The organism is Sphingopyxis sp. C-1 (assembly GCF_001047015.1).
In the GTDB taxonomy this organism is placed as follows: domain Bacteria; phylum Pseudomonadota; class Alphaproteobacteria; order Sphingomonadales; family Sphingomonadaceae; genus Sphingopyxis.
Genome location: NZ_BBRO01000002.1, coordinates 638,045 through 659,562, shown reverse-complemented (window position 1 = coordinate 659,562; position 21,518 = coordinate 638,045). Strand labels below are relative to the sequence as shown.

General features: G+C 65.2%; 27 protein-coding genes. 12 read left to right on the top strand and 15 right to left on the bottom strand.

Features of this window, described 5'->3' with window-relative positions; genetic code table 11:
- Positions 1 to 214 precede the first annotated feature (214 nt).
- The 3 genes from SC1_RS17640 (at position 215) to SC1_RS17635 (ending at position 2,206) form a co-directional block, all read left to right on the top strand.
- Positions 215 to 760 carry a cytochrome b gene (locus tag SC1_RS17640; protein WP_058538779.1) on the top strand — a complete coding sequence of 182 codons (546 nt, stop codon included), beginning with the start codon at positions 215 to 217 and terminating at the stop codon, positions 758 to 760.
- 330 nt (positions 761 to 1,090) lie between these two features.
- On the top strand, positions 1,091 to 1,330 hold the full coding sequence (locus SC1_RS21990) for a hypothetical protein (protein ID WP_152682483.1): 240 nt from the start codon (positions 1,091 to 1,093) through the stop codon (positions 1,328 to 1,330).
- 216 nt (positions 1,331 to 1,546) lie between these two features.
- Positions 1,547 to 2,206, top strand: coding sequence for a BON domain-containing protein (locus tag SC1_RS17635; RefSeq protein WP_062185563.1), 660 nt, complete (start codon positions 1,547 to 1,549; stop codon positions 2,204 to 2,206).
- 61 nt (positions 2,207 to 2,267) lie between these two features.
- Here SC1_RS17635 and SC1_RS17630 read toward each other — a convergent pair whose 3' ends face one another.
- Positions 2,268 to 2,735, bottom strand: coding sequence for an NUDIX domain-containing protein (locus SC1_RS17630; protein WP_062186925.1), 468 nt, complete (start codon positions 2,733 to 2,735; stop codon positions 2,268 to 2,270).
- Between the two features lie 206 nt (positions 2,736 to 2,941).
- On the opposite strand from SC1_RS17630, the gene SC1_RS22295 reads away from it, so the two are divergent.
- The 4 genes from SC1_RS22295 to SC1_RS17620 all read left to right on the top strand — a co-directional run bounded on the left by SC1_RS22295 (position 2,942) and on the right by SC1_RS17620 (position 5,458).
- A complete protein-coding gene (locus SC1_RS22295) occupies positions 2,942 to 3,115 on the top strand; it encodes a hypothetical protein (protein WP_156419645.1) in 174 nt (57 codons plus the stop codon).
- 2 nt (positions 3,116 to 3,117) lie between these two features.
- Positions 3,118 to 3,246 carry a hypothetical protein gene (locus tag SC1_RS22585; RefSeq protein ID WP_274520277.1) on the top strand — a complete coding sequence of 43 codons (129 nt, stop codon included), beginning with the start codon at positions 3,118 to 3,120 and terminating at the stop codon, positions 3,244 to 3,246.
- A 129-nt stretch (positions 3,247 to 3,375) separates the two neighbouring features.
- On the top strand, positions 3,376 to 4,929 hold the full coding sequence (locus SC1_RS17625; RefSeq protein WP_062185561.1) for an NAD(P)/FAD-dependent oxidoreductase: 1,554 nt from the start codon (positions 3,376 to 3,378) through the stop codon (positions 4,927 to 4,929).
- A 73-nt stretch (positions 4,930 to 5,002) separates the two neighbouring features.
- Complete coding sequence (locus tag SC1_RS17620; RefSeq protein ID WP_062185559.1) at positions 5,003 to 5,458, top strand: potassium channel family protein; 456 nt, start codon at positions 5,003 to 5,005, stop codon at positions 5,456 to 5,458.
- Between the two features lie 30 nt (positions 5,459 to 5,488).
- Here SC1_RS17620 and SC1_RS17615 read toward each other — a convergent pair whose 3' ends face one another.
- The 8 genes from SC1_RS17615 to SC1_RS17580 form a co-directional block, all read right to left on the bottom strand.
- Positions 5,489 to 6,229 carry an ATP-grasp fold amidoligase family protein gene (locus tag SC1_RS17615; RefSeq protein ID WP_238586766.1) on the bottom strand — a complete coding sequence of 247 codons (741 nt, stop codon included), beginning with the start codon at positions 6,227 to 6,229 and terminating at the stop codon, positions 5,489 to 5,491.
- Between the two features lie 333 nt (positions 6,230 to 6,562).
- Positions 6,563 to 7,294 (bottom strand): VIT family protein, encoded by a 732-nt coding sequence (locus tag SC1_RS17610; protein WP_062185554.1) that lies wholly within the window; start codon positions 7,292 to 7,294, stop codon positions 6,563 to 6,565.
- Positions 7,291 to 7,665 carry an STAS/SEC14 domain-containing protein gene (locus tag SC1_RS17605; protein WP_062185552.1) on the bottom strand — a complete coding sequence of 125 codons (375 nt, stop codon included), beginning with the start codon at positions 7,663 to 7,665 and terminating at the stop codon, positions 7,291 to 7,293. Before SC1_RS17605 ends, SC1_RS17610 begins: the two co-directional genes overlap by 4 nt.
- Complete coding sequence (locus SC1_RS17600) at positions 7,653 to 8,210, bottom strand: hypothetical protein (RefSeq protein WP_062185550.1); 558 nt, start codon at positions 8,208 to 8,210, stop codon at positions 7,653 to 7,655. The genes SC1_RS17605 and SC1_RS17600 overlap by 13 nt, the downstream gene beginning before the upstream one ends.
- A gap of 72 nt (positions 8,211 to 8,282) precedes the next feature.
- On the bottom strand, positions 8,283 to 8,924 hold the full coding sequence (locus SC1_RS17595) for a hypothetical protein (protein WP_238586765.1): 642 nt from the start codon (positions 8,922 to 8,924) through the stop codon (positions 8,283 to 8,285).
- A gap of 8 nt (positions 8,925 to 8,932) precedes the next feature.
- Positions 8,933 to 10,000: a zinc-dependent alcohol dehydrogenase family protein gene (locus SC1_RS17590; protein WP_062185546.1), complete on the bottom strand. Its 1,068-nt coding sequence runs from the start codon at positions 9,998 to 10,000 to the stop codon at positions 8,933 to 8,935.
- Between the two features lie 89 nt (positions 10,001 to 10,089).
- Positions 10,090 to 11,706 carry an MBL fold metallo-hydrolase gene (locus SC1_RS17585; protein ID WP_062185545.1) on the bottom strand — a complete coding sequence of 539 codons (1,617 nt, stop codon included), beginning with the start codon at positions 11,704 to 11,706 and terminating at the stop codon, positions 10,090 to 10,092.
- A 48-nt stretch (positions 11,707 to 11,754) separates the two neighbouring features.
- On the bottom strand, positions 11,755 to 12,339 hold the full coding sequence (locus tag SC1_RS17580) for an NAD(P)H-dependent oxidoreductase (RefSeq protein WP_062185543.1): 585 nt from the start codon (positions 12,337 to 12,339) through the stop codon (positions 11,755 to 11,757).
- 335 nt (positions 12,340 to 12,674) lie between these two features.
- On the opposite strand from SC1_RS17580, the gene SC1_RS17575 reads away from it, so the two are divergent.
- From SC1_RS17575 to SC1_RS17565, 3 genes are all read left to right on the top strand, one after another.
- Positions 12,675 to 14,543 carry a PAS domain S-box protein gene (locus SC1_RS17575; RefSeq protein WP_193749212.1) on the top strand — a complete coding sequence of 623 codons (1,869 nt, stop codon included), beginning with the start codon at positions 12,675 to 12,677 and terminating at the stop codon, positions 14,541 to 14,543.
- Positions 14,533 to 15,147 carry a response regulator transcription factor gene (locus SC1_RS17570; protein WP_054733988.1) on the top strand — a complete coding sequence of 205 codons (615 nt, stop codon included), beginning with the start codon at positions 14,533 to 14,535 and terminating at the stop codon, positions 15,145 to 15,147. Before SC1_RS17575 ends, SC1_RS17570 begins: the two co-directional genes overlap by 11 nt.
- 72 nt (positions 15,148 to 15,219) lie before the next feature.
- Positions 15,220 to 15,543, top strand: a complete 324-nt coding sequence (locus SC1_RS17565) for a response regulator transcription factor (protein ID WP_058538791.1) — start codon at positions 15,220 to 15,222, stop codon at positions 15,541 to 15,543.
- Here SC1_RS17565 and SC1_RS17560 read toward each other — a convergent pair.
- The 4 genes from SC1_RS17560 to SC1_RS17545 are packed head-to-tail and all read right to left on the bottom strand — an operon-like array spanning position 15,540 to position 18,795.
- Positions 15,540 to 16,859: an NRAMP family divalent metal transporter gene (locus SC1_RS17560; protein ID WP_062185541.1), complete on the bottom strand. Its 1,320-nt coding sequence runs from the start codon at positions 16,857 to 16,859 to the stop codon at positions 15,540 to 15,542. The genes SC1_RS17565 and SC1_RS17560 overlap by 4 nt on opposite strands.
- A 60-nt stretch (positions 16,860 to 16,919) precedes the next feature.
- Complete coding sequence (locus tag SC1_RS17555; RefSeq protein ID WP_062185539.1) at positions 16,920 to 18,197, bottom strand: DUF4010 domain-containing protein; 1,278 nt, start codon at positions 18,195 to 18,197, stop codon at positions 16,920 to 16,922.
- A gap of 20 nt (positions 18,198 to 18,217) precedes the next feature.
- The gene (locus SC1_RS17550; protein WP_054731556.1) at positions 18,218 to 18,547 is read right to left on the bottom strand and encodes a TraR/DksA C4-type zinc finger protein; all 330 of its coding nucleotides are present in this window, start codon (positions 18,545 to 18,547) and stop codon (positions 18,218 to 18,220) included.
- Positions 18,547 to 18,795: a YdcH family protein gene (locus tag SC1_RS17545; protein ID WP_062185537.1), complete on the bottom strand. Its 249-nt coding sequence runs from the start codon at positions 18,793 to 18,795 to the stop codon at positions 18,547 to 18,549. The genes SC1_RS17550 and SC1_RS17545 overlap by 1 nt, the downstream gene beginning before the upstream one ends.
- 268 nt (positions 18,796 to 19,063) lie before the next feature.
- Between SC1_RS17545 and SC1_RS17540 the strand changes: the two genes are divergently transcribed.
- Positions 19,064 to 19,747 carry a Crp/Fnr family transcriptional regulator gene (locus SC1_RS17540; protein WP_062185535.1) on the top strand — a complete coding sequence of 228 codons (684 nt, stop codon included), beginning with the start codon at positions 19,064 to 19,066 and terminating at the stop codon, positions 19,745 to 19,747.
- Positions 19,748 to 19,751: 4 nt separating this feature from the next.
- Complete coding sequence (locus SC1_RS17535; protein ID WP_238586764.1) at positions 19,752 to 20,729, top strand: L,D-transpeptidase family protein; 978 nt, start codon at positions 19,752 to 19,754, stop codon at positions 20,727 to 20,729.
- A gap of 24 nt (positions 20,730 to 20,753) precedes the next feature.
- Here the strand turns inward: SC1_RS17535 and SC1_RS22580 are convergent, their stop codons facing one another.
- Both SC1_RS22580 and SC1_RS17530 read right to left on the bottom strand, forming a co-directional pair.
- Positions 20,754 to 20,882, bottom strand: a complete 129-nt coding sequence (locus SC1_RS22580; protein WP_274520274.1) for a hypothetical protein — start codon at positions 20,880 to 20,882, stop codon at positions 20,754 to 20,756.
- 79 nt (positions 20,883 to 20,961) lie between these two features.
- Complete coding sequence (locus SC1_RS17530; protein WP_238586763.1) at positions 20,962 to 21,447, bottom strand: Hsp20/alpha crystallin family protein; 486 nt, start codon at positions 21,445 to 21,447, stop codon at positions 20,962 to 20,964.
- Between the last annotated feature and the right edge of the window lie 71 nt (positions 21,448 to 21,518).

Genomic DNA, 21,518 nt, shown 5'->3' with positions numbered 1-21,518 from the left:
GCACTGTGTTCCAAAAGCCGCCTGGCCGCAAAGCGGTTCAAGAGCGGACGGTCCCTTTGCGGCCAGGTCATTTTGTAGCGGGGCCTTGACCGGTGTCAGGTCAGGGGTTGGCCCAAACGGGGTAAAAAGCTTACCGCATAGCGATCCGCGCGGATTGATGCAGATCAATGTAGCGAGAATTCATACAGGGCAATGTGATCGCAGGAGCGCCGCCATGACGATTGAGAAAAAATCCGATTCTTACAGTCGGCCATCGATAATCCTCCACTGGCTTACGGTGCTGGTCATCGCTGCGGTCTACGCCGCTATCGAGCTACGGGAATTCTGGCCAAAAGGCAGTGTGTCCCGTGAAGCGCTCAAGAACTGGCACTTCATGCTTGGACTATCCGTCTTCGGACTCGTCTGGCTCAGGATCATGGCGCGGCTCATATGGCCGGCACCAGCGCCTTTGGAAGGGCCGGGCTGGCGGAAACTGATCGCAAACGCCACTCACTTTGCTCTATATCTTCTGATGATCGGAATGCCGATCGCCGGCTGGCTCATCCTCAGCGCTGAGGGCAAACCCATTCCCTTCTTCGGTTTGGAGCTGCCGCCCTTGGCGGCCCCAAACCATGCACTGGCGGAAGAGGTCGAAGACCTCCACGGCCTGGGCGGCACAATCGGATATTGGCTAATCGGTTTCCACGCAGCAGCAGCATTGTTTCGCCACTATGTTCTAAAAGACAGTCTTCTCTTTCGGATGCGCTATGCTCGGATTTGAATGTCCGCGACCCGGTCGTTTCCTGCCATCCCATCTGGGTCAGCGGCGTACGTCCGCTTTTTGCGATCCGTGCCAAAAAGCGGACTGACCGCAGCCGGTCAGCTCAGGGCGACAAGGTGGCGGTCAACCCTTGCCTTACGGGAACGAGGGCGAGAGCGAAGGCGGCGGCGAACCCGATCTTGCGTCGGGAGACCAAGCATGGCTGGCCGAGCCGAAAATGCCTCCGCCGACGAGGGCTAGCCAAAGCAGCAGGTATGGATTCCAGGCCGTCGGGCTACCGCCCAATGCCGCACCGCAAACCTATGGCCGAGTTTGGCCAAGGTGCCGGTCATGAAGGTGACGCTGATACGGACCTCTCCGTCGCGGTGGAAGATCGTGATCGAGGCGCCCGCCCGACCTGAGAAACCCGATGGCATCGACAAATCCCGCCGGCCCGGCGAGGCAGAATGCCACTCTTCGAAAGCTTTTATCGTACCGGATCATGGAGTCTTCGATTGCATCGCCGTGCCGGCGATGTCTCTACGCCATTGTTCGGCGCGAGCGGCCATCATGCTTCCGTTCAGGGGCTGAGATCGAAAGCAGGAGCAAAAGTCCGGTTCTCTGACCGGAGCCTTTAAGCCGACCCATATTTCGCTGACGTACGATGCCATTGGAGGCAGGCGCTACCCTTACGGAGTTTTCCGAATTGGGCCGGTGCGCGGGGAAGGCGAAGATCTCCGAACCGAACCATCGGGTCCTGCCGGCCTTTGGCCGGGTTGCGACCTTCGGACGAAGAGGAGACAGATGATGTTGAAGAAGACAGACGGGCAGTTGCAGCGCGACGTGATGGACGAGCTCGAATGGGAGCCAAGCGTCGATCATGCGGATATCGGCGTCGCCGTAACAGATGGCGTCGTCACTCTCTCGGGTTACGTGAAAACCTATCCGGAGAAGATCGCCGCCGAGAAGGCGACGCGCCGCGTCGCCGGCGTCCGGGCGATCGCCGAAGAGATCAAGGTCCATTTCGCGTCCGAGCCCAAGATGGCCGATCATGAAATCGCCAGGCGCCTGCTCGACATGATGGCTTGGACGGTGTCGATCCCGACCGACAGGGTTCAGGTCAAGGTCGAGCGGGGCCGGGTGACGCTGAGCGGCATGGTCGACTGGGACTATCAACGCAAGGAAGCCTTCCGGGCCGCCAGCCGCGTTACCGGCGTCGCGGGCGTGAGCAACCTGATCGAGGTCAAGCAGCACCCGGCGCCCGCCGACGTGAAGGAGCGGATCGTTTCGGCCTTCAAACGCCAGGCCGATCTCGACGCCGCCGCGGTGACCGTGACCACCGAAGGGGGAATTGTGAAGCTCGGCGGCAAGGTCAGGGCATGGGCCGAGCGCGGGGTCGCCGAGAGGGCCGCATGGTCGGCGCCGGGGGTCACCCGGGTCGAGGATAATATCACGATCGCCCTTTGAGCGGAGCGATCCCGAAAATACGCTTTGCGGCCGCCCTCGAAGACGGGCGGCCGCTTTTGCGTCAGTGTCGAAGCGCCAGATAATCGGCGAGCCGGTCGACAAAAGGCTGCTGGCTTGGAAGTATCATGGCCGCAGCCTCCGCCGCCGTGAACCATCGCGCCGCGTCGATTTCGGGAAACGACTGGTACAGGCCGCTGCGCGGTGGCCACTCGATCTCGAAGCGATTGCTCACGACCGCAGTAGCATCGAGATCCTGCTCGAGCGCGAAGCCTTCGACGATCTTTCCGCCAGCCTGCCGGAGCGGGCCCAGCGGAACAAGCGTACCTTGCAGCGATATGCCAAGCTCTTCCTGAGCTTCGCGCAAGGCGGCAGCCTCCGCGTTTTCACCCGCCCCAATTCCTCCCTTCGGTATCTGCCAGGCGCCGCGGTCGCGCCCACGCCAATAGGGTCCGCCGGGATGGACGAGCAAGACTTCCGCGCTCCCGCCCTTCAGCCGATAAAGCAGTATCCCGGCGCTTCGCGCTATCACTGGCAGTCGCAGCTGTTTGTCGGCATCGATCCCCTCTCCCAATCATCGCTGCGAGCGGTTCTGCCCGCCAGTCTTCGGCGCCGCCGCGCAGCTATGGCTGAAAGGTAACGCGCCCTTCGTTCCCCGGCCATGTGCGGAATCTACGTATTTCGCGGTCTGACGCTTTCGCTCAATCTCTGACCACGCTTAAGGTGAAGGAGGCCAATATGGATATGCCCGATGTCGACAAGTCGCTTGCGAAACTCGGCGTGCCGCGCCGGATGCGCAAGAAGATCGGCCGCGTTTCGCGATCGCCCAAGCTTCGCGCGGCGGCGGCGCTGGTCCCCATTCTTACCGCTGGCCTCCTCGCGGCGCGCAGATTTGCACGCAAGGGGTCCTGAAAGTGGCGCCATCGAACCCCGAGGATCCGATTGAGCGTGACCGCGAGCACGCGGCTTCGCTCCGACTGTGGCTCGTCTATTTCGCCTTCGTCATTCTGGGCTCGGTCTGGTTCTTTCTCTTCCGGCTCTGACCGGCGCCGCCCACGCGGGTGCGGCAAATCCCAGAGCAGATGAGGCGACGGCCTGGTTGACCAAGGTCAATGACCTTTGCCGATGCGGTGTTCATGCCTTTCCAAAGATAGAAGTGAAGGGAGCTGTCGATGGCGGAAATCAGGCACCGAGGGCGCGCGAGCCAGCCCCGTCCAATCCATGTCGACGTGTTGATCGTTGGTGCCGGCATCTCGGGCATCGGTTCGGCCTATCATCTCCAGCAGCAGTGCCCGGGGAAGAGTTACGCGATCCTCGAGGCGAAACCGACCTTCGGCGGGACATGGGACACGCACAGATATCCCGGCGTGCGATCGGACTCGGACCTCTACACCTTCGGCTATCGCTTCAAGCCCTGGGTGGGCGCGCCGATCGCCAGCGGCGCCGAAATCCTCAAATATATGGGCGAGGTGATCGAGGAGAACGAGATCGGGGTCCATATCCATTATGGCCATCGCATTACCGCCTGCCACTGGTCGAGCGCCGCCAATCACTGGACGATAGAGGCGGTGCGCGCGTCGGATGGCGCGCCGGTTACCTTCACGGCCGGCTTCCTGTGGATGTGCCAGGGCTATTATGATCATGAGAAGCCCTATATCCCCGATTGGCCGGGACTTTCGGATTATGAGGGGCAGTTCATCCATGCCCAGCTCTGGGATTCGGCGATCGATTATGCGGGCAAGCGCATACTCGTCATCGGGTCGGGTGCGACGGCTGCGACCATCGTGCCGGCCTTCGCCGAAAAGGCGGCGCATGTGACGATGCTCCAGCGTTCGCCGACCTATTTCTACTGCAGCGAGAACAGGAACGAACTTGCCGATCGGCTTCGCGAGGTCGGAATCGACGAGCCCACGGTCCACCGCGTCGTGCGGGCACAGATCATGCACGACCAGGATCTGATGACACGGCGGTGCCAATCCGAGCCCGACGCGGTGTTCGAGGATCTGAAAGCGCTGATCCGGGGTTATTCGGGCGATCCCGACTTCAAATTCGAGCCGCATTTCACGCCGAAATACCGCCCGTGGCAGCAGCGGCTCGCCTTCTGTCCCGAAGGCGACATCTTCAAGGCGGCGACCCAGGGAAAGCTGACGGTCGTCACCGATACGATCGACCATTTTACTGCGACGGGTGTCCGCACGGTCGGCGGCGAGGAGATCGAGGCCGACATCATCGTGGCCGCGACCGGATTCAATCTGTCGGTGATGGGCGGGATCCCGTTCGATATCGACGGCGCACCCGTCGATTGGGCGAAGACGATCACCTATCGCGGGATGATGATGACCGGCGTGCCCAACCTTGCCTGGGTCATGGGCTATTTTCGCGCCAGCTGGACCCTCAGGGTCGACATGATGGGAGACTTTGTCTGCAACCTCCTCAACCATATGGACGACATCGGTGCGAGGAGGGTCGAGGTCGCGCTCAGGCCCGAGGATGAGGGCATGCAGATCCTGCCGTGGATCGAGGAGGATAATTTCAATCCGGGCTATCTGATGCGTGGGCTGGGCGCGATGCCGCGCCGCGGTGACAAACCCGAATGGCGCCACAATCAGGATTATTGGGCGGAGAAGGACGCTTTCCCGCGCATCGACCTGCGCGGAGCGGAGTTCGTCTATGACGGTGAGCGACCGGGGGTGTCCAAGCGGGCCACTACGGACGTTGCGGCCTGATGGCGTGGCCCCGCCGCAACATCGGCGAGGGGCATAGGCCTCCCATGATAGAGGCGGCCGCCCCGCGCAGTCCGTGACGCTCGCCCATCAGCTGGCTCTCGCCACGCTCGTCGTCGGCGTCACGGTCGTCGTGCATCTCGCCGGCCTGGCACTGTTGCTCGCCATTCTGCGCCGCTATCGGCGTGCTTCGCGGCGTTATCTCGTCATTCTTCTCAACGGCGGCGCGATCCTCGTCGCCGCCTTCGGGCTATTCGCGCTGCACTCGGCCGAAATCTGGATCTGGGCAGGCATTTACCAGCTGCTCGGCGCTTTCACAGACTTCGAGCATGCGCTCTATTTCTCGACATCGACCTATGTCACGATAGGCTATGGCGATCTCGTCCTGCCCCCGGGGCTGCGCGTCCTCGGTGCGATCGAGGGCGCGAGCGGTATCATCCTGATCGGCTGGTCCACGGCCTTCTTTTTCTCGATCGTCGATCGCATGAAACTCCTCGAACGCAGTTTGGATACCGATCATGGTGGCGGATGACCTAGCGGTGATGCTGACGCGGTGTGGCTGCTAGGCATAACCAATCGGTGCGGATGACACCGGATTTTCAGCCATGGCCGCGAGCCAGAGCGCGCCCAGTTCAAGGTCTATCCAGTCCGCGGCAAAGGGGTCGAGACCGGAACCCGGATAGAGACAATATTCCCCGAAATAGGGTCGACCCCCGATGTCGTAGAAGTCGATGCGAAGAAAATTCATGTCGCCGGCCAGCGTTTCGGCCGCCTCCAGCATCGCAGGCAGTGACGGTGGCGGGGGTGGTTCGTCCGCGGCCCTGACGAGCTGTCGCCAGCTACGGTCGTGAAGGATCCATCGATGCCGGCGGCCCCGCCCGAGATGGACCTGGACATGCGTTGCGGTGCCGCCGAACACATAGATCTTATAGTCGATCGGGAGTGGGAGCGCGCCGCCAAGAAGCGGCTCGGTGAGGATGCCGCGCGGAACGTCGCGATAGGCCCATTCGTCGAGCCAGCGCCCGTGGGGTCTGCGCTGCCAGCGGCGGGCTGTTCTGCGCAGTTGCTGCCATCGCGCGCAGTCGGGCACGGCCGTGATGACCCTATATTGATTGCAGCCGTGGCGCGACTTGATGATCGCGGGGGCCGGGAACGGGATCAGCCAGGGCAGGTCCGTGCCTTGCCAGAGCGTCGGCACGATCCACTCCTCGCCCAGCCGCGCCCCCGCCAAGCGCTTCGCCGCGATCTTGTCCATCATCTGGGTCTGGATCTGCGACCGATCGGTCAGCTTTCTAAGCTGCACAAGTTCGGTGAAGCGGGCGGGATGGTTCCAGTCGATGGGGCGGCCATGGCGCCAGCCATAGAGAAGACCGACGCGCTGCGCGGCGAGCAGAAGCCCCGATCAACGCCGGGTTGGGTCGGCGCGGCAGCGACTGCCGCGGTCATGTTGCTCCCGTTCCACTACGACCGGCGCCCGGATTTCCACATGCGTGCAGGGTGGCCCAAGCGGCCGGGAGCCGCACATGCTTCGATGGTTTGTCCGCGGCCGTCATGAAACAGGTAACCGTGCAGGTGCGAAAAGGCTGCCTCGCCCGATCATTTGTTCTAAGATCGGGGCGGGGTCCGCCCATGTCCGTCAGACAGCCGTGCCCACCAGCCGGCCGATTCCGGCCGTGATGGCCATCGCAAGCGCCCCCCAGAATATGACGCGTGCAACCGGACGGGCGGGCGCGGCGCCACCTGCAAATGCGCCGAGCCATCCCAGCGCGGCGAGGAACAGCAGCGACCCGATGGCTTCGAGTGCAACGATCCCTGTCGTCGGCGCCAGCGCGGCGACGAGGAGCGGCAGCGACGCGCCGGCGGTAAAGGTGGCGGCAGACGCCAGCGCCGCGGTGACCGGGCGCGCGGCCGTCATGTCGGTGATATGGAGTTCGTCGCGCGCATGCGTCGTGAGCGCGTCGAACGCGGTCATCTGGTTGACCACGATGCGCGCGGTTTCCGGATCGAGGCCGCGTCGTTCATAAATGCCGGCCAGCTCGTCGCGTTCAGCCGCGGGGTCGCTCGCCAGCTCTCTCTTTTCGCGGGCAAGGTCCGCCCGCTCGGTATCGGCCTGCGAACTGACCGACACATATTCGCCGGCCGCCATCGACATGGCGCCGGCAACGAGGCCGGCAACCCCCGAAACCAGGATCGATTGACGGGTGGCACCCGACGCCGCGACGCCGATGATAAGACTTGCGGTGGAGACGATCCCGTCGTTCGCGCCGAGCACGGCTGCCCGCAGCCACCCCGTCCGCGATACGAGATGGGCTTCGCGGTGATCGCCGCGTGCCGACGGCCAGGGACCGGGCAGAAGGGTGCCAGTCATCCGTCGCGCCCTTCGACCCACATCAGCGCCGCGCCGCGATCCTCGGGCTTGAACACCCTATAGCTGATATGCGGCAGAAGGGCGCTTTCGATCCGCGTGAGGGCCCGGATCCATAACTGGTTGGCGACGACCGCGACGCGTCCGAACCGGTCGAGCTTTGCGAAAAGGGGCGCGGCGCGCGCGATATGAGCGCCCAGCCCGCTGATCTCGATACCGTCGATCGACCGCGTCTCTGCATAGACATGCACCGTCTCGTTCGCCGCCATCGTGGCGTCGAGCCGGTCCATGATCGAGGCCAGTTCTGCCCCGGTGATCTTGCCCTCTATACGGACGGCGAGCACGTCGTCGTTCGTTTTGATCATCTCGAACATGCCGGGGCCTTTCCGGTGACGCTCGCCAGCATCGCCGCGACGGCGAGCAGGTCGAGCGTGAGGCTTTGCGCCGCGGGGACGATCGAGGCGAACGGCCAGGCGAATCCGATCGCGAGCGATACCATCATGCTGACCGCGCCCGAGAGATAGAGCCAGCCGCGGCCCGCATGGCCCCGCACGAGGGCAAGCGTCAGCCGCGCCGCCGCGCCAGCGGCGAGAATACCCGCCATCGCCATGGCGGTATGATAACCCCCGAGCAGCGGATCGACGAACAGGATGATCGCCTGGACGAGGCAGGCGAGCGCGCTTGCGAGCCATAGCCGCCGGTCCAGCCGGTCATTGCAGGTCGCCGCCATGCGGCCTTGGACGAGCGCGGCGAACAGCATCGCGGCGACCAGCATGTAGATGGCGGCGATCGTCTCGAGGAAGGTGCGCGAGAGGACGAACAGGATGAGGAGGCACACCGCCACCCCGATCTCGAGCACCGAGATTTCCTTCCAGAGGCCGCTCTGCACGGGTCGGCCGGGCGCGTCGGTCGCAATCATTATCGTCTCCTTTGCGGAAATTGCGTCGGGAGCAGGCATAACGCCGTGCCGCAAGCGCCGCATTGCGGGATTCTACGGACTCGTCTGTTCCTCCGCTTCCGGTCGCGGTGACGCGGCGCGGGTCCCGGCGGCGATATCGTCGCCGTCCGCGGCCAGCAGCTCGCGGAACGCGGCGAGACGCGTCCGATACCCCTCGGCATCGCCGAATTCGAGAAACTCATAATAGCGCTGGTGCGGATCGCTGATCCTGAGCGCATGCTTGATCGGGCACCAATATTGCTCGGTCCGGCTTCCGATCTCGCGGGCGTAGGCGATCACGCCATTGGCATAGGCGCAATAGGCACAATTCAGCGCTTCGACCCAGTTGAGATAGGCGAGGCGACCCCGGTCGAACGCGATATAGTCGCGTCGCTCGACACGGGCGATCCCATAGGCGCGAAAACAGATGGCCTGGTAGACGCTGATCCAGATATCGAGCAGGACCAGCGGAAGCAGCATCGAGTAGATGACGGGCGCGGTGATGATGACACCGAAGGAGGAGCGGGCGAGAAACGCCCGCACGCTCGTCTTGAGTTTCCTCTGTTCGATCACGATGCCGCGTTCGAACTCGACGAGCCGGTCATGAACCCGGACGCCCAGCGCCCTTCGCCGAAATTCGATCTCGCGATCGAGTTCGACCTGCAGTTCGACGATGGTCCGCGCGATCTCTTTCATGCGCTGCGTCACGCTGCAGGCCTCGCCGTGCGCGGATCGTCGGCTTCGATGATGACCTTCAGTGCCTTGGTCTCGGCCGCCCGCGAGAAGACCTCATATGCGTCCATCATGTCGGCCATCGCAAAATGATGGGTGACAAGCTCTCCGGGATCCAATTGTTTCGCCTCGACCATCCGCAAGAGCTGCGGCGTCGAGACGGTATCGACCAATCGCGTCGTGATCGTGATATTGCGGGACCAGAGGTGTTCGAGGTGCAGGTCGGCCTTGGCGCCATGCACGCCGACATTCGCAATCGTTCCCCCGGCTGCGACAAGCAGCTGACAAAGTTCGAAGGTGGCGGCAACGCCGACAGCCTCGATCACCGTGTCGGCGCCGCGCGCATCCGTCATCTCCATCAGCGCCGCCGCGGCGTCGCGTGTGCCGCTGTTGATCGTGTCGGTGGCGCCGAACCGGCGCGCGATGGCGAGGCGCGCCTCGTCCAGATCGATCATGATGATCCGGGCGGGCGAGAAGAGCTGCGCCGTGAGCAGCGCGGCAAGGCCGATCGGACCCGCGCCGACGATCGCGACGGTCGATCCCGGCGCGACCTTGCCGTTGAGCACGCCGCATTCGAAGCCCGTCGGCAGGATGTCGCTGAGCATGACCAGCGCATCCTCGCCGGCCTCCTCGGGGATGGCATGGAGGCTCGTGTCGGCATGTGGGATACGAACATATTCTGCCTGCGTGCCGTCGATGATGTTGCCGAGGATCCAGCCGCCCGTCGTGCAATGCGATGGCATGCCCCGACGGCAATAGTCGCAGCGGCCGCACGCGGTTATGCAGCTGATCAGAACATGGTCGCCGGGCGCGAAAACGGTCACGCCCGTCCCGATGCTGTCGACGATACCGACGCCCTCGTGCCCGAGGATGCGCCCCGGTTCGCAGCTCGGGACATCGCCTTTCAATATGTGCAGATCGGTGCCGCAAATGGTCGTCCTGGTGATGCGCACAATCGCGTCGCCCGCGTCCTGCACCTGAGGCACCGGCCGCTCCTCGACGGCTTTCAGGCCGGGGCCGTTATAGACGAGGGCTTTCATGCGATGTCTCCTTTGTATGTGGCGGGGCGTCCGGACCTTTGTCTTGGCGGCCTCGATCGCGTGGAACCCGCCGGTTGCGAGGATTTTGTCTATGCCGCGCGGCGCCGCCGCTTCTGCTGGGAGCGCGCCGCCTCATAGTTGGCGAGCACCCGCCGCATCTCGTCGAGCGCCTTGCGCCGCCCTTCCTCGCTGCGGATGTGCGCGAGGTTGTGCTTCAGATTGGCGGCGAAATCGGCGTAGTCATTCTGCCAGTCTTCACCCGCGAGCCGGGCGATATCGACGCGTCCGGTCCGGATTCGCTTGGGCGGTGCGCCGGGGGCGAGCGCGAAAGTCTCCCCGATCGCCGGAGCGACGACGGCGAGGCGGGGCGTTTCGGATTGGACGAGCGTGCGCAGCGCTTCGATCGATTCGCTCTCGCCATGACCCAGAAAAAGTCCGCCACGGATCGGGTGACGTTCGCGTATCCATGCCGCGAGCTCGTCGCGGTCGGCATGCGCCGAATAGCTGTCGATGCGCCGGACGGCGGCGCGGACATTGATGTCCTTGCCAGAAATCCGCACGCGCCCGGCTCCGTCGAGGATGACTCGCCCGAGCGATCCGCGCGCCTGGAACCCGACGAACAGGATCGTCGACTGGCGCCGATGAAGATTATGCTCGAGATGGTGGCGGATGCGCCCGCCCTCGCACATGCCCGAGGCAGCGAGAATGATGGCGCCCGACACGCTGTTGAGGCGGATCGATTCGGCGACATCCTCGACATAGCGGATCGAGGGATGCCGGAAGATGTCGGCGCCTTCGACATCTTCGAGCTCGGCAGCATGGGCCGCGAACACCTTCGTCGCCTGGCTCGCGAGCGGCGAGTCCACGAAGATAGGCACATTGGGGATGCGGTTCGCGTCGGCAAGGCGCGCGAGATCGAGCAGCAGTTCCTGCGTGCGTTCGAGCGCAAAGGTCGGGATCACGAGATTCCCGCCCCTCGCGAGAGCCGCTTTGACTTCGGTTTCGAGTAGCGCGCGGCGCTGTTCGATCGAGAGTTTGGGCCGCGTGCGGTCGCCATAGGTCGCTTCGCATATGAGGAAATCGATGCCCTCCGGCGCTGCGGGATCGTCGTGAAACGCCTTGTTGTCGGGGCCGATGTCGCCGGAAAAGAGCAGATGCACCCCGCCGGCTTCCAGTTCGACCGAGGCCGAACCCAGGATATGGCCGGCGTTCCACAGCCGCGCCCGGAAACCCGGCGCGGGTTCGAACCATGTCCCAAGTCCGACCGGCTCGGCGAGTCGCCAGGCGCGAAGGCCATCGGCCTCGGTATAGAGCGGCTCGAACATCGCTTCGCCGGCGCGGTCATAGCGGCGGTTTCGGCGCGCGGTGTCGCTCTCCTGAATTCTCCCCGCGTCGGCGAGCATATATTCGAGAAGGTCTGCGGTGGGCGCGGTGCACCAGACGGAGCCGTGATAGCCTTCCTTCGCGAGCTTCGGTAACAGCCCGCAATGATCGATATGGGCATGGGTCAGGAGCGCGGCGTCGATCTTGCCGACCTCGAACGCGAACGCGCCATGGTTCAGTGTTTCGAGGCTTCGCGATCCCTGGAACAATCCGCAATCGATCAGGATTCTGTGCTGCCCGAGCGTGAGTTCCATGCACGAGCCGGTGACGGTTCCGGCGGCACCATGGAATTGGATCGTCAGCGGCGTTTCGGTATTGGCCATGACTAGCTGCCCTTCTTTCGCGGATGGGATCGACGACCTTGCATCGGCTCAGCGGCCCGCCGCGCCATGTTCGGCCATTGTCTCGAGCCACATGGTGCGGTGCTTGGGATCGCCCTCGACATTGCCGACGATGCTGCGTTCGGTCGGCGCGATGCCGACAAAGCGCAGAATGTTGCGCTCGAGGCTGCGCAGGCTGTGCGCGCGGAAAAAGAAGCGGTAGAAAAGCGCGGGCATCCCCATCGTCACGACGATATGGGCCGTCCGGCCCTTGAGGCGTTTTTCGGGCAAGCCGTTCGCCTTGGGCGCGAACGCGAAGCCCGGGCGCATCACCTGTTCGAAGAAGCCCTTGAGGCGAGCGGGCAGGTCTCCGAGCCAGAGCGGGTAGAAAATCACCAGATGTTCGGCCCATCCAATATCGTCCTGCGCCTCGGCGATCGCGGGCGGAAGCGGACCTTCTTCCCACTCGGCGCGACTTTCGAGCAAATCGAACGAGAGCTCCGCAACCGCGATGCGGCGGACCTCATGACCCGCCGCCAGCGCCGCCGCCGCATAGGTATCGGCCAGCGCATGGACGAACCGTCCCGGATCGGGGTCGGGATGTCCGTCGATGAGCGTGATCCGTCTGGTCTGCATGTGACATCCTGAACGAAGGGCCGCTGCCGGATTTTAGCGCGGGAGCAATGGACCGCCGCGCCGGGCCGAGCTGGACGGGACGGGCGAGGCGCGACGATCCGCGTGCCGCTTTTGATATCGCGGGCGGGTTCCTCCTATCCGTAGATTCCCGCATGGGCGCACGGCGCACACCGCCCTAGCGAAGCGGGATGTCCCTTAAGGAACAATACGGATCGCGAACGCGCCGGGCGTTTCGCGCCCCGCCAAAAGCCGCTATGGACGGTGATCGGGGGAAGGCGCACCGCGAGGGCGGCGGCGCCTTTGCAGCGCGGGCGGAGGCCGCGCGGTCGATGTCGATGATACAACGTCCTTTTGCGATACGCCTGGCGCTGGCGCTGCTGTTTGTCGCTGCTGCGGCGCTGCTCCGCTATGCGCTCACTCCCTGGCTTGGCGGCAGTGCATCCTTCCTGCTTTTCGCACCCGCCATCCTTGCGGCCGCTTTCTATGCCGGTCCGATGGCGGCATCGATTGCGACCGCGCCAGCCCTTGGGCTTGGTCTCTATTTCGCCGGCTTCCGGGACGGCGGCAGCTATAATCTCGTCGAGGTCATAGTGTTTCTGGTCACCGCGGCCGGCATCGTCGCGCTCTCGCAAGCCTTCGAGCGGATGCGGCGGCGCGTGCATGAAAGCGACCATCGCGCTGCGCGGCGCGATGCCGAGGCGGCGCTGGTCGCCGAGGAACTCAATCTGCTCATCGACGGCGCGCAGGGGCATGCGATCTACCTGCTCGATGCCGAAGGCCGCGTGACGATCTGGAACAAGGGCGCCGAACGCCTCAAGGGCTGGCGCGAGGAAGAGGTTGTCGGCAAGGATGCCGCGATCTTCTATCCGCCCGACGCCGTCGCGGCCGGCAAACCTGGGGGCGACCTTGCCGTTGCGGCGCGCGAGGGACGTCTCGAGATGGAGGACTGGCGCGTCCGCAAGGATGGATCCGAGTTCCTCGCCGATGTCTCTATCACGGCGCTTCGCACCGCGGGCGGCGATCTTCGCGGTTTCGCCAAGGTCGTCTCGGACATCACCGGACGGCGCGCCGCCGAGGAGGCGCTGCGGTCGCAGGAAAGCCATCTCCGGTCGATCCTCTCGACGGTGCCCGACGCGATGGTCGTCATCGACGATCAAGGTTCGATCGTGTCCTTCAGCGCGGCCGCCGAGCGGCTGTTCGGGTATCAGGAGGCCGAGCTGCTCGGGGTCAATGTCAGCCGGCTGATGCCCTCACCCGATCGCGAGCGCCACGATGCCTACATCCGGCGCTTCCTCGAAACGGGGGAAAAGCGCATCATCGGCATCGGACGCGTGGTGTTCGCCGAGCGCAGGGACGGCTCGACCTTTCCGATGGAATTGTCGATCGGCGAGGCGTCGAGCGACAGTCACCCGCTCTTTACCGGCTTCATCCGCGACCTCACCGAACGCCAGCAGACCGAGGCGCGGCTCGAATCGCTCCAGTCCGAGCTGATCCATGTTTCGCGCGTCAGCGCGATGGGGACGATGGCCTCGACGCTCGCGCATGAGCTCAACCAGCCGATTACCGCGGTCACCAATTATGTCGAAGCGGTGCGCGACCTGCTCGCCAATCCCGATCCCGACGATATTCCGATGATCCGCGATGCGCTCGACGATACGGCGAAGGAAGCGTTGCGCGCAGGGCATATCGTTCGCCGCCTGCGCGACTTCGTGGCGCGCGGCGAGGTCGAGAAGACGATCGAGAAACTGCCGGTGCTCATCAACGAGGCGGCGGTGCTCGGACTGATGGGCGCGCGCGAGAAGAGCGTTGAGCCGCGCTTCGACCTCGATCCCTATGCCTCGCCGGTGCTCGTCGACAAGGTCCAGATCCAGCAGGTGCTGATCAACCTCATTCGCAACGCTGTCGAAGCGATGGCCGACAGTCCGGTGCGGCAGCTGACCGTCACGAGCCGTCCCGACCAGCGCGGCTTTGTCCGCGTGATCGTCGCCGATACCGGACCGGGCGTGACGCCGGAGGTCGCCGAGCAGCTCTTTACGGCGTTCGTCAGCACCAAGGCAGAAGGCATGGGACTCGGTCTCTCGATCTGCCGGACGATCGTCGAGGCCAATGGCGGACGTATCTGGATGGAGCCGCGCACCGGCGGCGGGACCGAATTTCACTTCACACTGGTGAGCGCGAAGGCGGAGGAAAATGATGTCGGATAGGAAGCTCGTGCATATCGTCGACGATGAGGAGGCGATCCGGCGGTCGGCGAGTTTCATGCTCAAGACCTCGGGCTATGCGGTCGAGACCTGGGCCAATGGCGCGCTGTTCCTGAAGGAAATCCGGCACGTGCCCGAAGGCTGTGTCCTGCTCGACGTGCGCATGCCCGAAATGGACGGGCTCGAGGTCCAGCAGGCGATGCTGGAGCGCGGGGTTACCATGCCGGTGATCGTCCTTACCGGGCACGCCGACGTCTCGATCGCGGTCCGGGCGATGAAGGCCGGCGCGGTCGATTTCCTCGAAAAGCCGTTCGAAAAGGCGGTGCTCATTGCCTCGATCGAGGCCGCTTTCGCCCGCATGGCGGCGGCCGATGGAGCGGTGGCGCGCGCCGCCGAGGCCGAGGTCGTTCTTGGCATCCTGACCCCGCGCGAGCGCGAGGTTCTCGAAGGGCTCGCGCAGGGACTGCCGAACAAGACCATCGCCTATGACCTCGGCATCTCGCCGCGTACCGTCGAAGTCCACCGTGCGAACCTCATGGCGAAGCTCGATGTCCGCAGCCTGTCCGACGCGCTGCGGCTCGCCTTCGCCGCAGGACTCGGTGCCTGAAATCTGCGGACATTACGTAACGACCGCAGGACGCCCGAGCGCTAGACGACTGTCCATCGGAGGATGGACCGCATGACGACAGCCCGCCGCGAAGACCCACAGGCCGCGATCCGCCGCCCCGCGCCGGACCGCGCTGCGCGGTCGCGGCATTCGCCCCCTCTCATCGAACAGCTCACACATCGCGAGCTCGAAGTCGTGGGCGGGCTCGTGCGCGGTCTCACCAACAAGCAGATCGGGCAGGAGCTCGGCATCAGTCACCGCACCGTCGAAATTCATCGCTCGCGCCTGATGCGCAAGCTCGGCGCCGCGACGCTCGCCGGGCTCCTCGGTATCATCCTGCCCCAGCGCGACCGGATCGACGCACTGATCGCGCGGCACGCCCGCGCCCCGCGCTAGATATCTCCCGTCACGAGGAAGAAGAAAAACAGCAAGGTTGCTGCCGTCATCACCGCGGTTGCGGCCCAGCCCGACCAGCTCTGGCGGCGCGAAATGACGAGACGGCCCATCGCGCGCGGATTGCGGGCGATCAGCATCATCACCAGCATGAGCGGCGCGGCGAGCACGCCATTGACCACCGCTGCCCAGTAGAGCGCGCGTGCCGGGTCGATGCCGATCGCCGAGAGCGAGGCGCCGGCAAGCGTGGTCGCGGCGATCGTGCCGTAGAAGAGACGCGCCGAAAGCGGCTTGGCGTCGAGGCTACCTGCCATTCCCGCCATCTCGGTGACGGCATAGGCGGCCGATCCGGCCAGCACCGGGACCGCGAGAAGGCCGGTGCCGATGATTCCGAGCGCGAACATCGCGAAAGCAAACGGCCCGGCGAGCGGACGCAGCGCTTCGGCGGCCTGCGCCGATGTGGCGATATCGCGTATGCCCTCGGCATGCAGCGTCGCCGCGGTCGCGAAGACGATCGCGAGCGAAATGAGAGTGCTGAACGCCATGCCCGTCAGCGTGTCGACACGAATGCGCCTGAACTCGCCATCGGCTGCCGCGGGCGTCAGGCAGAGCGGCTTGGCATGATGGCAATGCTGTTCCTCGATCTCCTGCCCCGCCTGCCAGAAGAAGAGATAGGGGCTGATCGTCGTGCCGAGGATTGCGACGAACGCCGTGGCATAGGCTGCATTGAGTTCGATGTCGGGAAGCAGCAGCGCCGTGAGGGCCGTGCCCCATGGAACATGCACCACGAACAGCACCGCGACATAGGTAAAGAGGGTGAGCGTCGTCCATTTGAGGATTGCGGCGTAGCGAGAATAGCTAAGGCCGACTTCGAGGACGATGCTGAGGATCCCGAACAACAAGGTATAGAGTCCGGCCTTGCCTCCGGCGAGCAGGGCCAGCGCCGCACCCATCGCGCCGAGATCGGCGCCGAGATTGATGATGTTCGCGACGAGCAGCAGCGATACCATCGACCAGAGCAGGGGACGCGAATAATGCCGGCGGAGGTTGCGCGCGATCCCTGCGCCGGTAACCCGCCCGATCTCGGCGGCGATCTCCTGGATCGCCACCATCAGCGGGAAGCTCAGCACGAAGGTCCAGGAGAGCCGGTAACCGAATGCCGCGCCGATCTGGCTGTGCGTTCCGATTCCGCTCGGATCGTCGTCGGCGGCGCCGGCGATCAGGCCCGGACCGAGCGCGCGAAGAAATGTCCGCGGGTTTGACGAGAGGTTCGCCGGCTGGGTCGGCGGTCCTTCATTATGGTCTGTTGCTGCGGTCACCGAAGGCCCCCTTTTGAAACCATTCCACCTCTGGCCACTCCATGCGGCGTCCGATCGGGCTCAGACGAGAAGGGTCGGCAGGACCGCGAGGCTGGCTGCAACGCTCAGCACAAGCGGCAAGGCGAGCTTCCATCCTTTGCGCAGCCCCGCGATCGCCAGGGCGGTGGCGCCCTTGAACAGCGTGTTGGCGAGCACCGGGGCAATGATGACGATCGTCGCGATCTGGCCCTCGAGCAGACCCGGAGGTAGCGATCCCACCGTGATGATCGCGGAGTCGACGTCGGCCAGGCCCGAAAGCGCGATGACCAGCGCGAGGCCGCGTTCGCCCACCATCGCCATCATCCAGCGTGCGGCGACGGTCAGCACCATGACGAGCAGCATGAGGCCGATCGCCGGCGCGAGCCGGAACGGGTTCTTGAGCTCGACGGGACGGTTGGCAGCGCTTTCCTTGCGGCGGCTCCGCAAAGCCCAGAACATCGCGCCGCCGCTCACCAGCGCGGCGGGTGCCGCAAGCCAGCCGAAGGCCGGCATCGCTGCCGGCGCGAGGAACAGGGTCAGGACGATCGCGCGGATCAGCATGACCGCCGACGCCGCGCCGATGCCGGCAATGGCCATCGCCTCGCTTTCCTCTCCGTCGCGCACGCGCATCGCGAGCGCCGCGGTCACCGCGGTCGAGGAAACCATCGCGCCGGTCGCGGCCATGACGAGCGTGCCCCGCGAGGCGCCAAAGCGTTTCGCTGCGATATAGCCGAGAAAGGAGAAGCCCGAGACGAACACCACGACCAGCCAGAGCTGGCGAGGATTCCAGGCGTCATAGGGGCCGAAGCGCTGGTCGGGCAGCAGCGGCAATATGGCGAGCGCGATGAGCGCGAACCGGACGATCGCGCCGACCTCGATATCGCTGAGACCGGAAACCCAGCGATGAAGCTCGGTGCGCAGCGCAAGCACCAGCGTCATGGCAACGGCGACCACCGTCGCCATCTCGCTCCGACCGCTGGCCGCGAGATAGCCGCAACCGAGCGTGATGAGGGCCGCGAGGCTCGATGTCCCGCTCAGCTGCTCGGGCGCCCGCGCGGTTTTCGCATAGCCGATGAGGGTGAGGACAGCTGCAGCCCCGGCGACGATCGCCGCGATCGCCGGGCTTTGAGATCCGGTCGCTCCCGCGATGCCGCCCGCAAGGCCGAACAGCGCAAAGGTCCGCACACCCGCGAAGCGGCTGCCCGCGGTCTCGTTGCGCAGGCTCCAGCCGCGCTGGATGCCGACAAGCAGCCCGAGAAGAAGCGCCAGTCCGATGCCGGCGAGTTGCTGCAGGTTGGCGTCTGGAAGGGATTCGATCATGTCGTTCGCCGGGCGTATGTTCAGCCGCCGAACTCGCGCTCGCAGTCGATGCAATGCGCGGTGTGCGGAACGGCTTCGAGGCGCGCGGCATCGATCGGGATGCCGCACGCGGTGCAGAGGCCGTAATGGCCGGCATCGAGACGCGCGATCGCGAGCCGGATTGCCTTCATCTGCTCAGTTGCGGCGCTTTGCCGCGCATCGATCGTCTCGTCGTCTTCGCGCTCGACAGCCTGCTCGGCGGAATCGTCGTCGAGCGGCACGCGCTGCTCGCTTTCCAGCCGCTCAACCTCCGCTGCGAGCTGGTCGAGGCGCACGACCAGGCCCGCGCGTATTTCGGAAAGACTGTGCATCACGCCTCCTCCTCGATCGCGATGAGCGCGGCAATCTCGTCGAGGGTGAACAGCCGCCGTTTCTTGAGGTCCTCCAGCTGGTCGTCGGCGACCGCCGCAAGACCGGCCTCGACTCGCTGAATCCGGCTCTGAAGGTCATGATGCTCCTCGGCGAGCTGGCGAAAATTCGAACTGCCAAGCTTGAGTGCATGGAGCGCCGGCCCGTGGTCCGGAAACAGCGCATGAAGATCGTGGCCGGCTTCGCTCATCCTGGGTCCTTTCGTCGCGGATTTGTCTCGCCGGATTGCGCCGGGACGCGCGCCCTGTCGTTACGCAATAGCCCTTACGCCCCTGGCGGTTCGCGCCGGTCGGGCCTTTCCTCGCACCACATACGTACAGTTGCGTAATCACGGGCGCATGCGGAGCCGCTATTCCCGGCCGCATGAGGGGTCAGCCACATCTTTTCCGCCATCCAGGCCGCGACCGCCAAGCAACGGAGTGGCGTGCGGAGCGCGCGTCGCTTGCGGGTGCACGGCGATGAGCGATTGCGCATCCTGCGCCGTACGCTGCCGCGCCATCTGCGCCAGCCTTGCCGCCGACGAAGCCGCCGAACTCGGCCGCATGGGGCGGCGGCAACGCGTGAAGGCGGGTCACACCCTGCTCTGGGAAGGCGACGAAGCCCCGACGGTCGCAAATGTCCTGTCGGGCGTCCTGAAGCTGGTCGTCGCCACCGCCGATGGCCGCGAGCAGATCGTCGGGCTCGTCTTCCCTTCCGATTTTATCGGCCGCCCGTTCGGCAAGCAAAGCCCCTACCGGGTCACCGCTATGACCGACGCCGAGGTCTGCATCTTCAATCGCCAGCAGTTCGACGATTTCGCGGGTCGCCATCCGCATCTCCAGCAGAAATTGCTCCATCGCACGCTCGACGAGCTCGACCGCGCGCGGCACTGGATGATGCTGCTCGGCCGCAAGTCGGCACCCGAAAAGGTCGCCTCCTTCCTTCTCGACATGGAAGAGCGGCTGCCCGCCGACGCCGGCGAGACCCCGGGCGGGTTCGAGCTCCCCTTCGGCCGCCAGCAGATCGCCGACATATTGGGGCTGACGATCGAAACGACCTGCCGGCAGCTGACGCGCATGCGCAGCGACGGCCTCGTCGACTTGCCCTCGCGGCGCGCGGTACGGATCAACGACCGCGCCCGAGTGGCAGCGATGGCCGGTTGAGAAAGTGGGAACCTGGGCGAAGCTCGCCGGAAGGGCAGCGCTTTTGCTGGGAGCGGCGCTGCTGTTGCCACTCGCGGCCTCGGCCGTGCCCTCAAGCCCGCATGGGAGCGTGCTCGATGCCGCCGAGCGGTTGAAGCCCGGAGATTATATCTGGGCGCCCGAGATCGCGCCGCGCGGGCCCTTGATGATGATCGTGAGTCTCGCGACCCAGCGCGGCACGCTGTACCGCAATGGCGTCCCGATCGCGATTACCACTGTCTCGACGGGCAAGGCCGGCCATGAAACCCCGACCGGTGTCTTCACCATCCTCCAGCGCGACGTCGACCATCGCTCGAGCCTCTACGACGATGCGCCGATGCCCTATATGCAGCGGCTGACCTGGGGCGGCGTGGCGCTGCACGGCGGCACCTTGCCGGGCTACCCCGCTTCGCACGGTTGCATTCGCCTGCCGCATGGCTTCGCCCGTCTCCTCTATGGCGTCTCCCGGCTCGGCATGACGGTCATCGTCACCGATGCCGCAGCGGTGCCGCGTGCGGCCCCGACCGATCCGCTCGCCATGACCGAAACGCGCCCTTCCGATGGCGCGCTGCTCTGGACGCCCGAACGCGCGCGCAGCGGCCCCCTGTCGATCATCGCCAGTGCCACAGACCAGCGGATCCTGATCCTTCGCAACGGAACGATCATCGGCTCGGCGCCCGCGCGCATCGAGGGATCAATGACGGGCACTTCCGCCTTCATCCGGCGGTCGGGCGTCGAGGGGCCGGCAACCTGGACGGAAGTCCCCCTCCCGGGCGCGATCGCCGCGAGGACACCGACGTCGTTCGCCGGGCGCGTCCACATCGCGGCCGATCTGCGCGCGCTGCTCGGCCCGCTTCTGGTCGCGGGAACGAGCGTGATCATCACGCCCGATTCGCTGCGCGCCGGAAGCCCGGTGCCGGCGGAGATTCTCGGCGGGGACGAGGAAGGCGCGCCGGATCGCTAGGCGCCGACATCGGCGCGTCTGGTCCTACGGCCACAGCCGCGGAGCGAGCGACAGGATCAACGACGCGCAGATCACAAGCGAAAGCATCGCCGATCCGAGCTTGAGCCGAAGCAGCGCCTCGCCGTGCCGGTCGGTGTGAATACCAAGGGGCATGATATAACTCCGGTGCGAGGGAATCGCGCGAGATCGAGCGGGAGGGCCGGAGCCGCGTCTGCGGTTCCGGCCCGTTTGCCTAGCTGGCGATCTTGATCTTGCGAGCGTGATCGCGCGCCTTTTCGGTCTTCGCGATCTCGACGCTGAGCAAGCCGTGCTTGAACTTCGCTTCGATCTTGTCGGCATCGGCGTCGGCGGGCAGGGCGATGCGGCGCCGGAAGCTGCCGTGACGCCGCTCGCTGATCAGATGTCCATCCTCGCGGCGCTCGGAGGATTCCTCCTTTTCGCTCGCGAGCAGGAGGACCCCGTCGGCGACCTCGAGCCGGATGTCCTTCTCGGTGAGGCCCGCGAGCTCGGCGGTCAGCTTGTAGGCCGGGCCGGTATCGACGAGCTCGACCGCCGGGAGCGGGCTCACGAGCCGCGGGACATAGCTCAGCAGGCTGCGGCCGGGGCGAGCGAATTCCTCGAACATGCGGTCGAGCTCGCCGCGCAGCCAGTTCATCGCGCCAAGCTCCGCCTCAGCGGGCTGGCTACCCGCGGTGCGGGTCGGGGTCAGATCGTTCATCAGCTTGCTCCTTCTTGAAAATCGAGAGGGATCGCGGCGGCGGGCTGTGCCGGGCGGACCCTCGTCGCCGC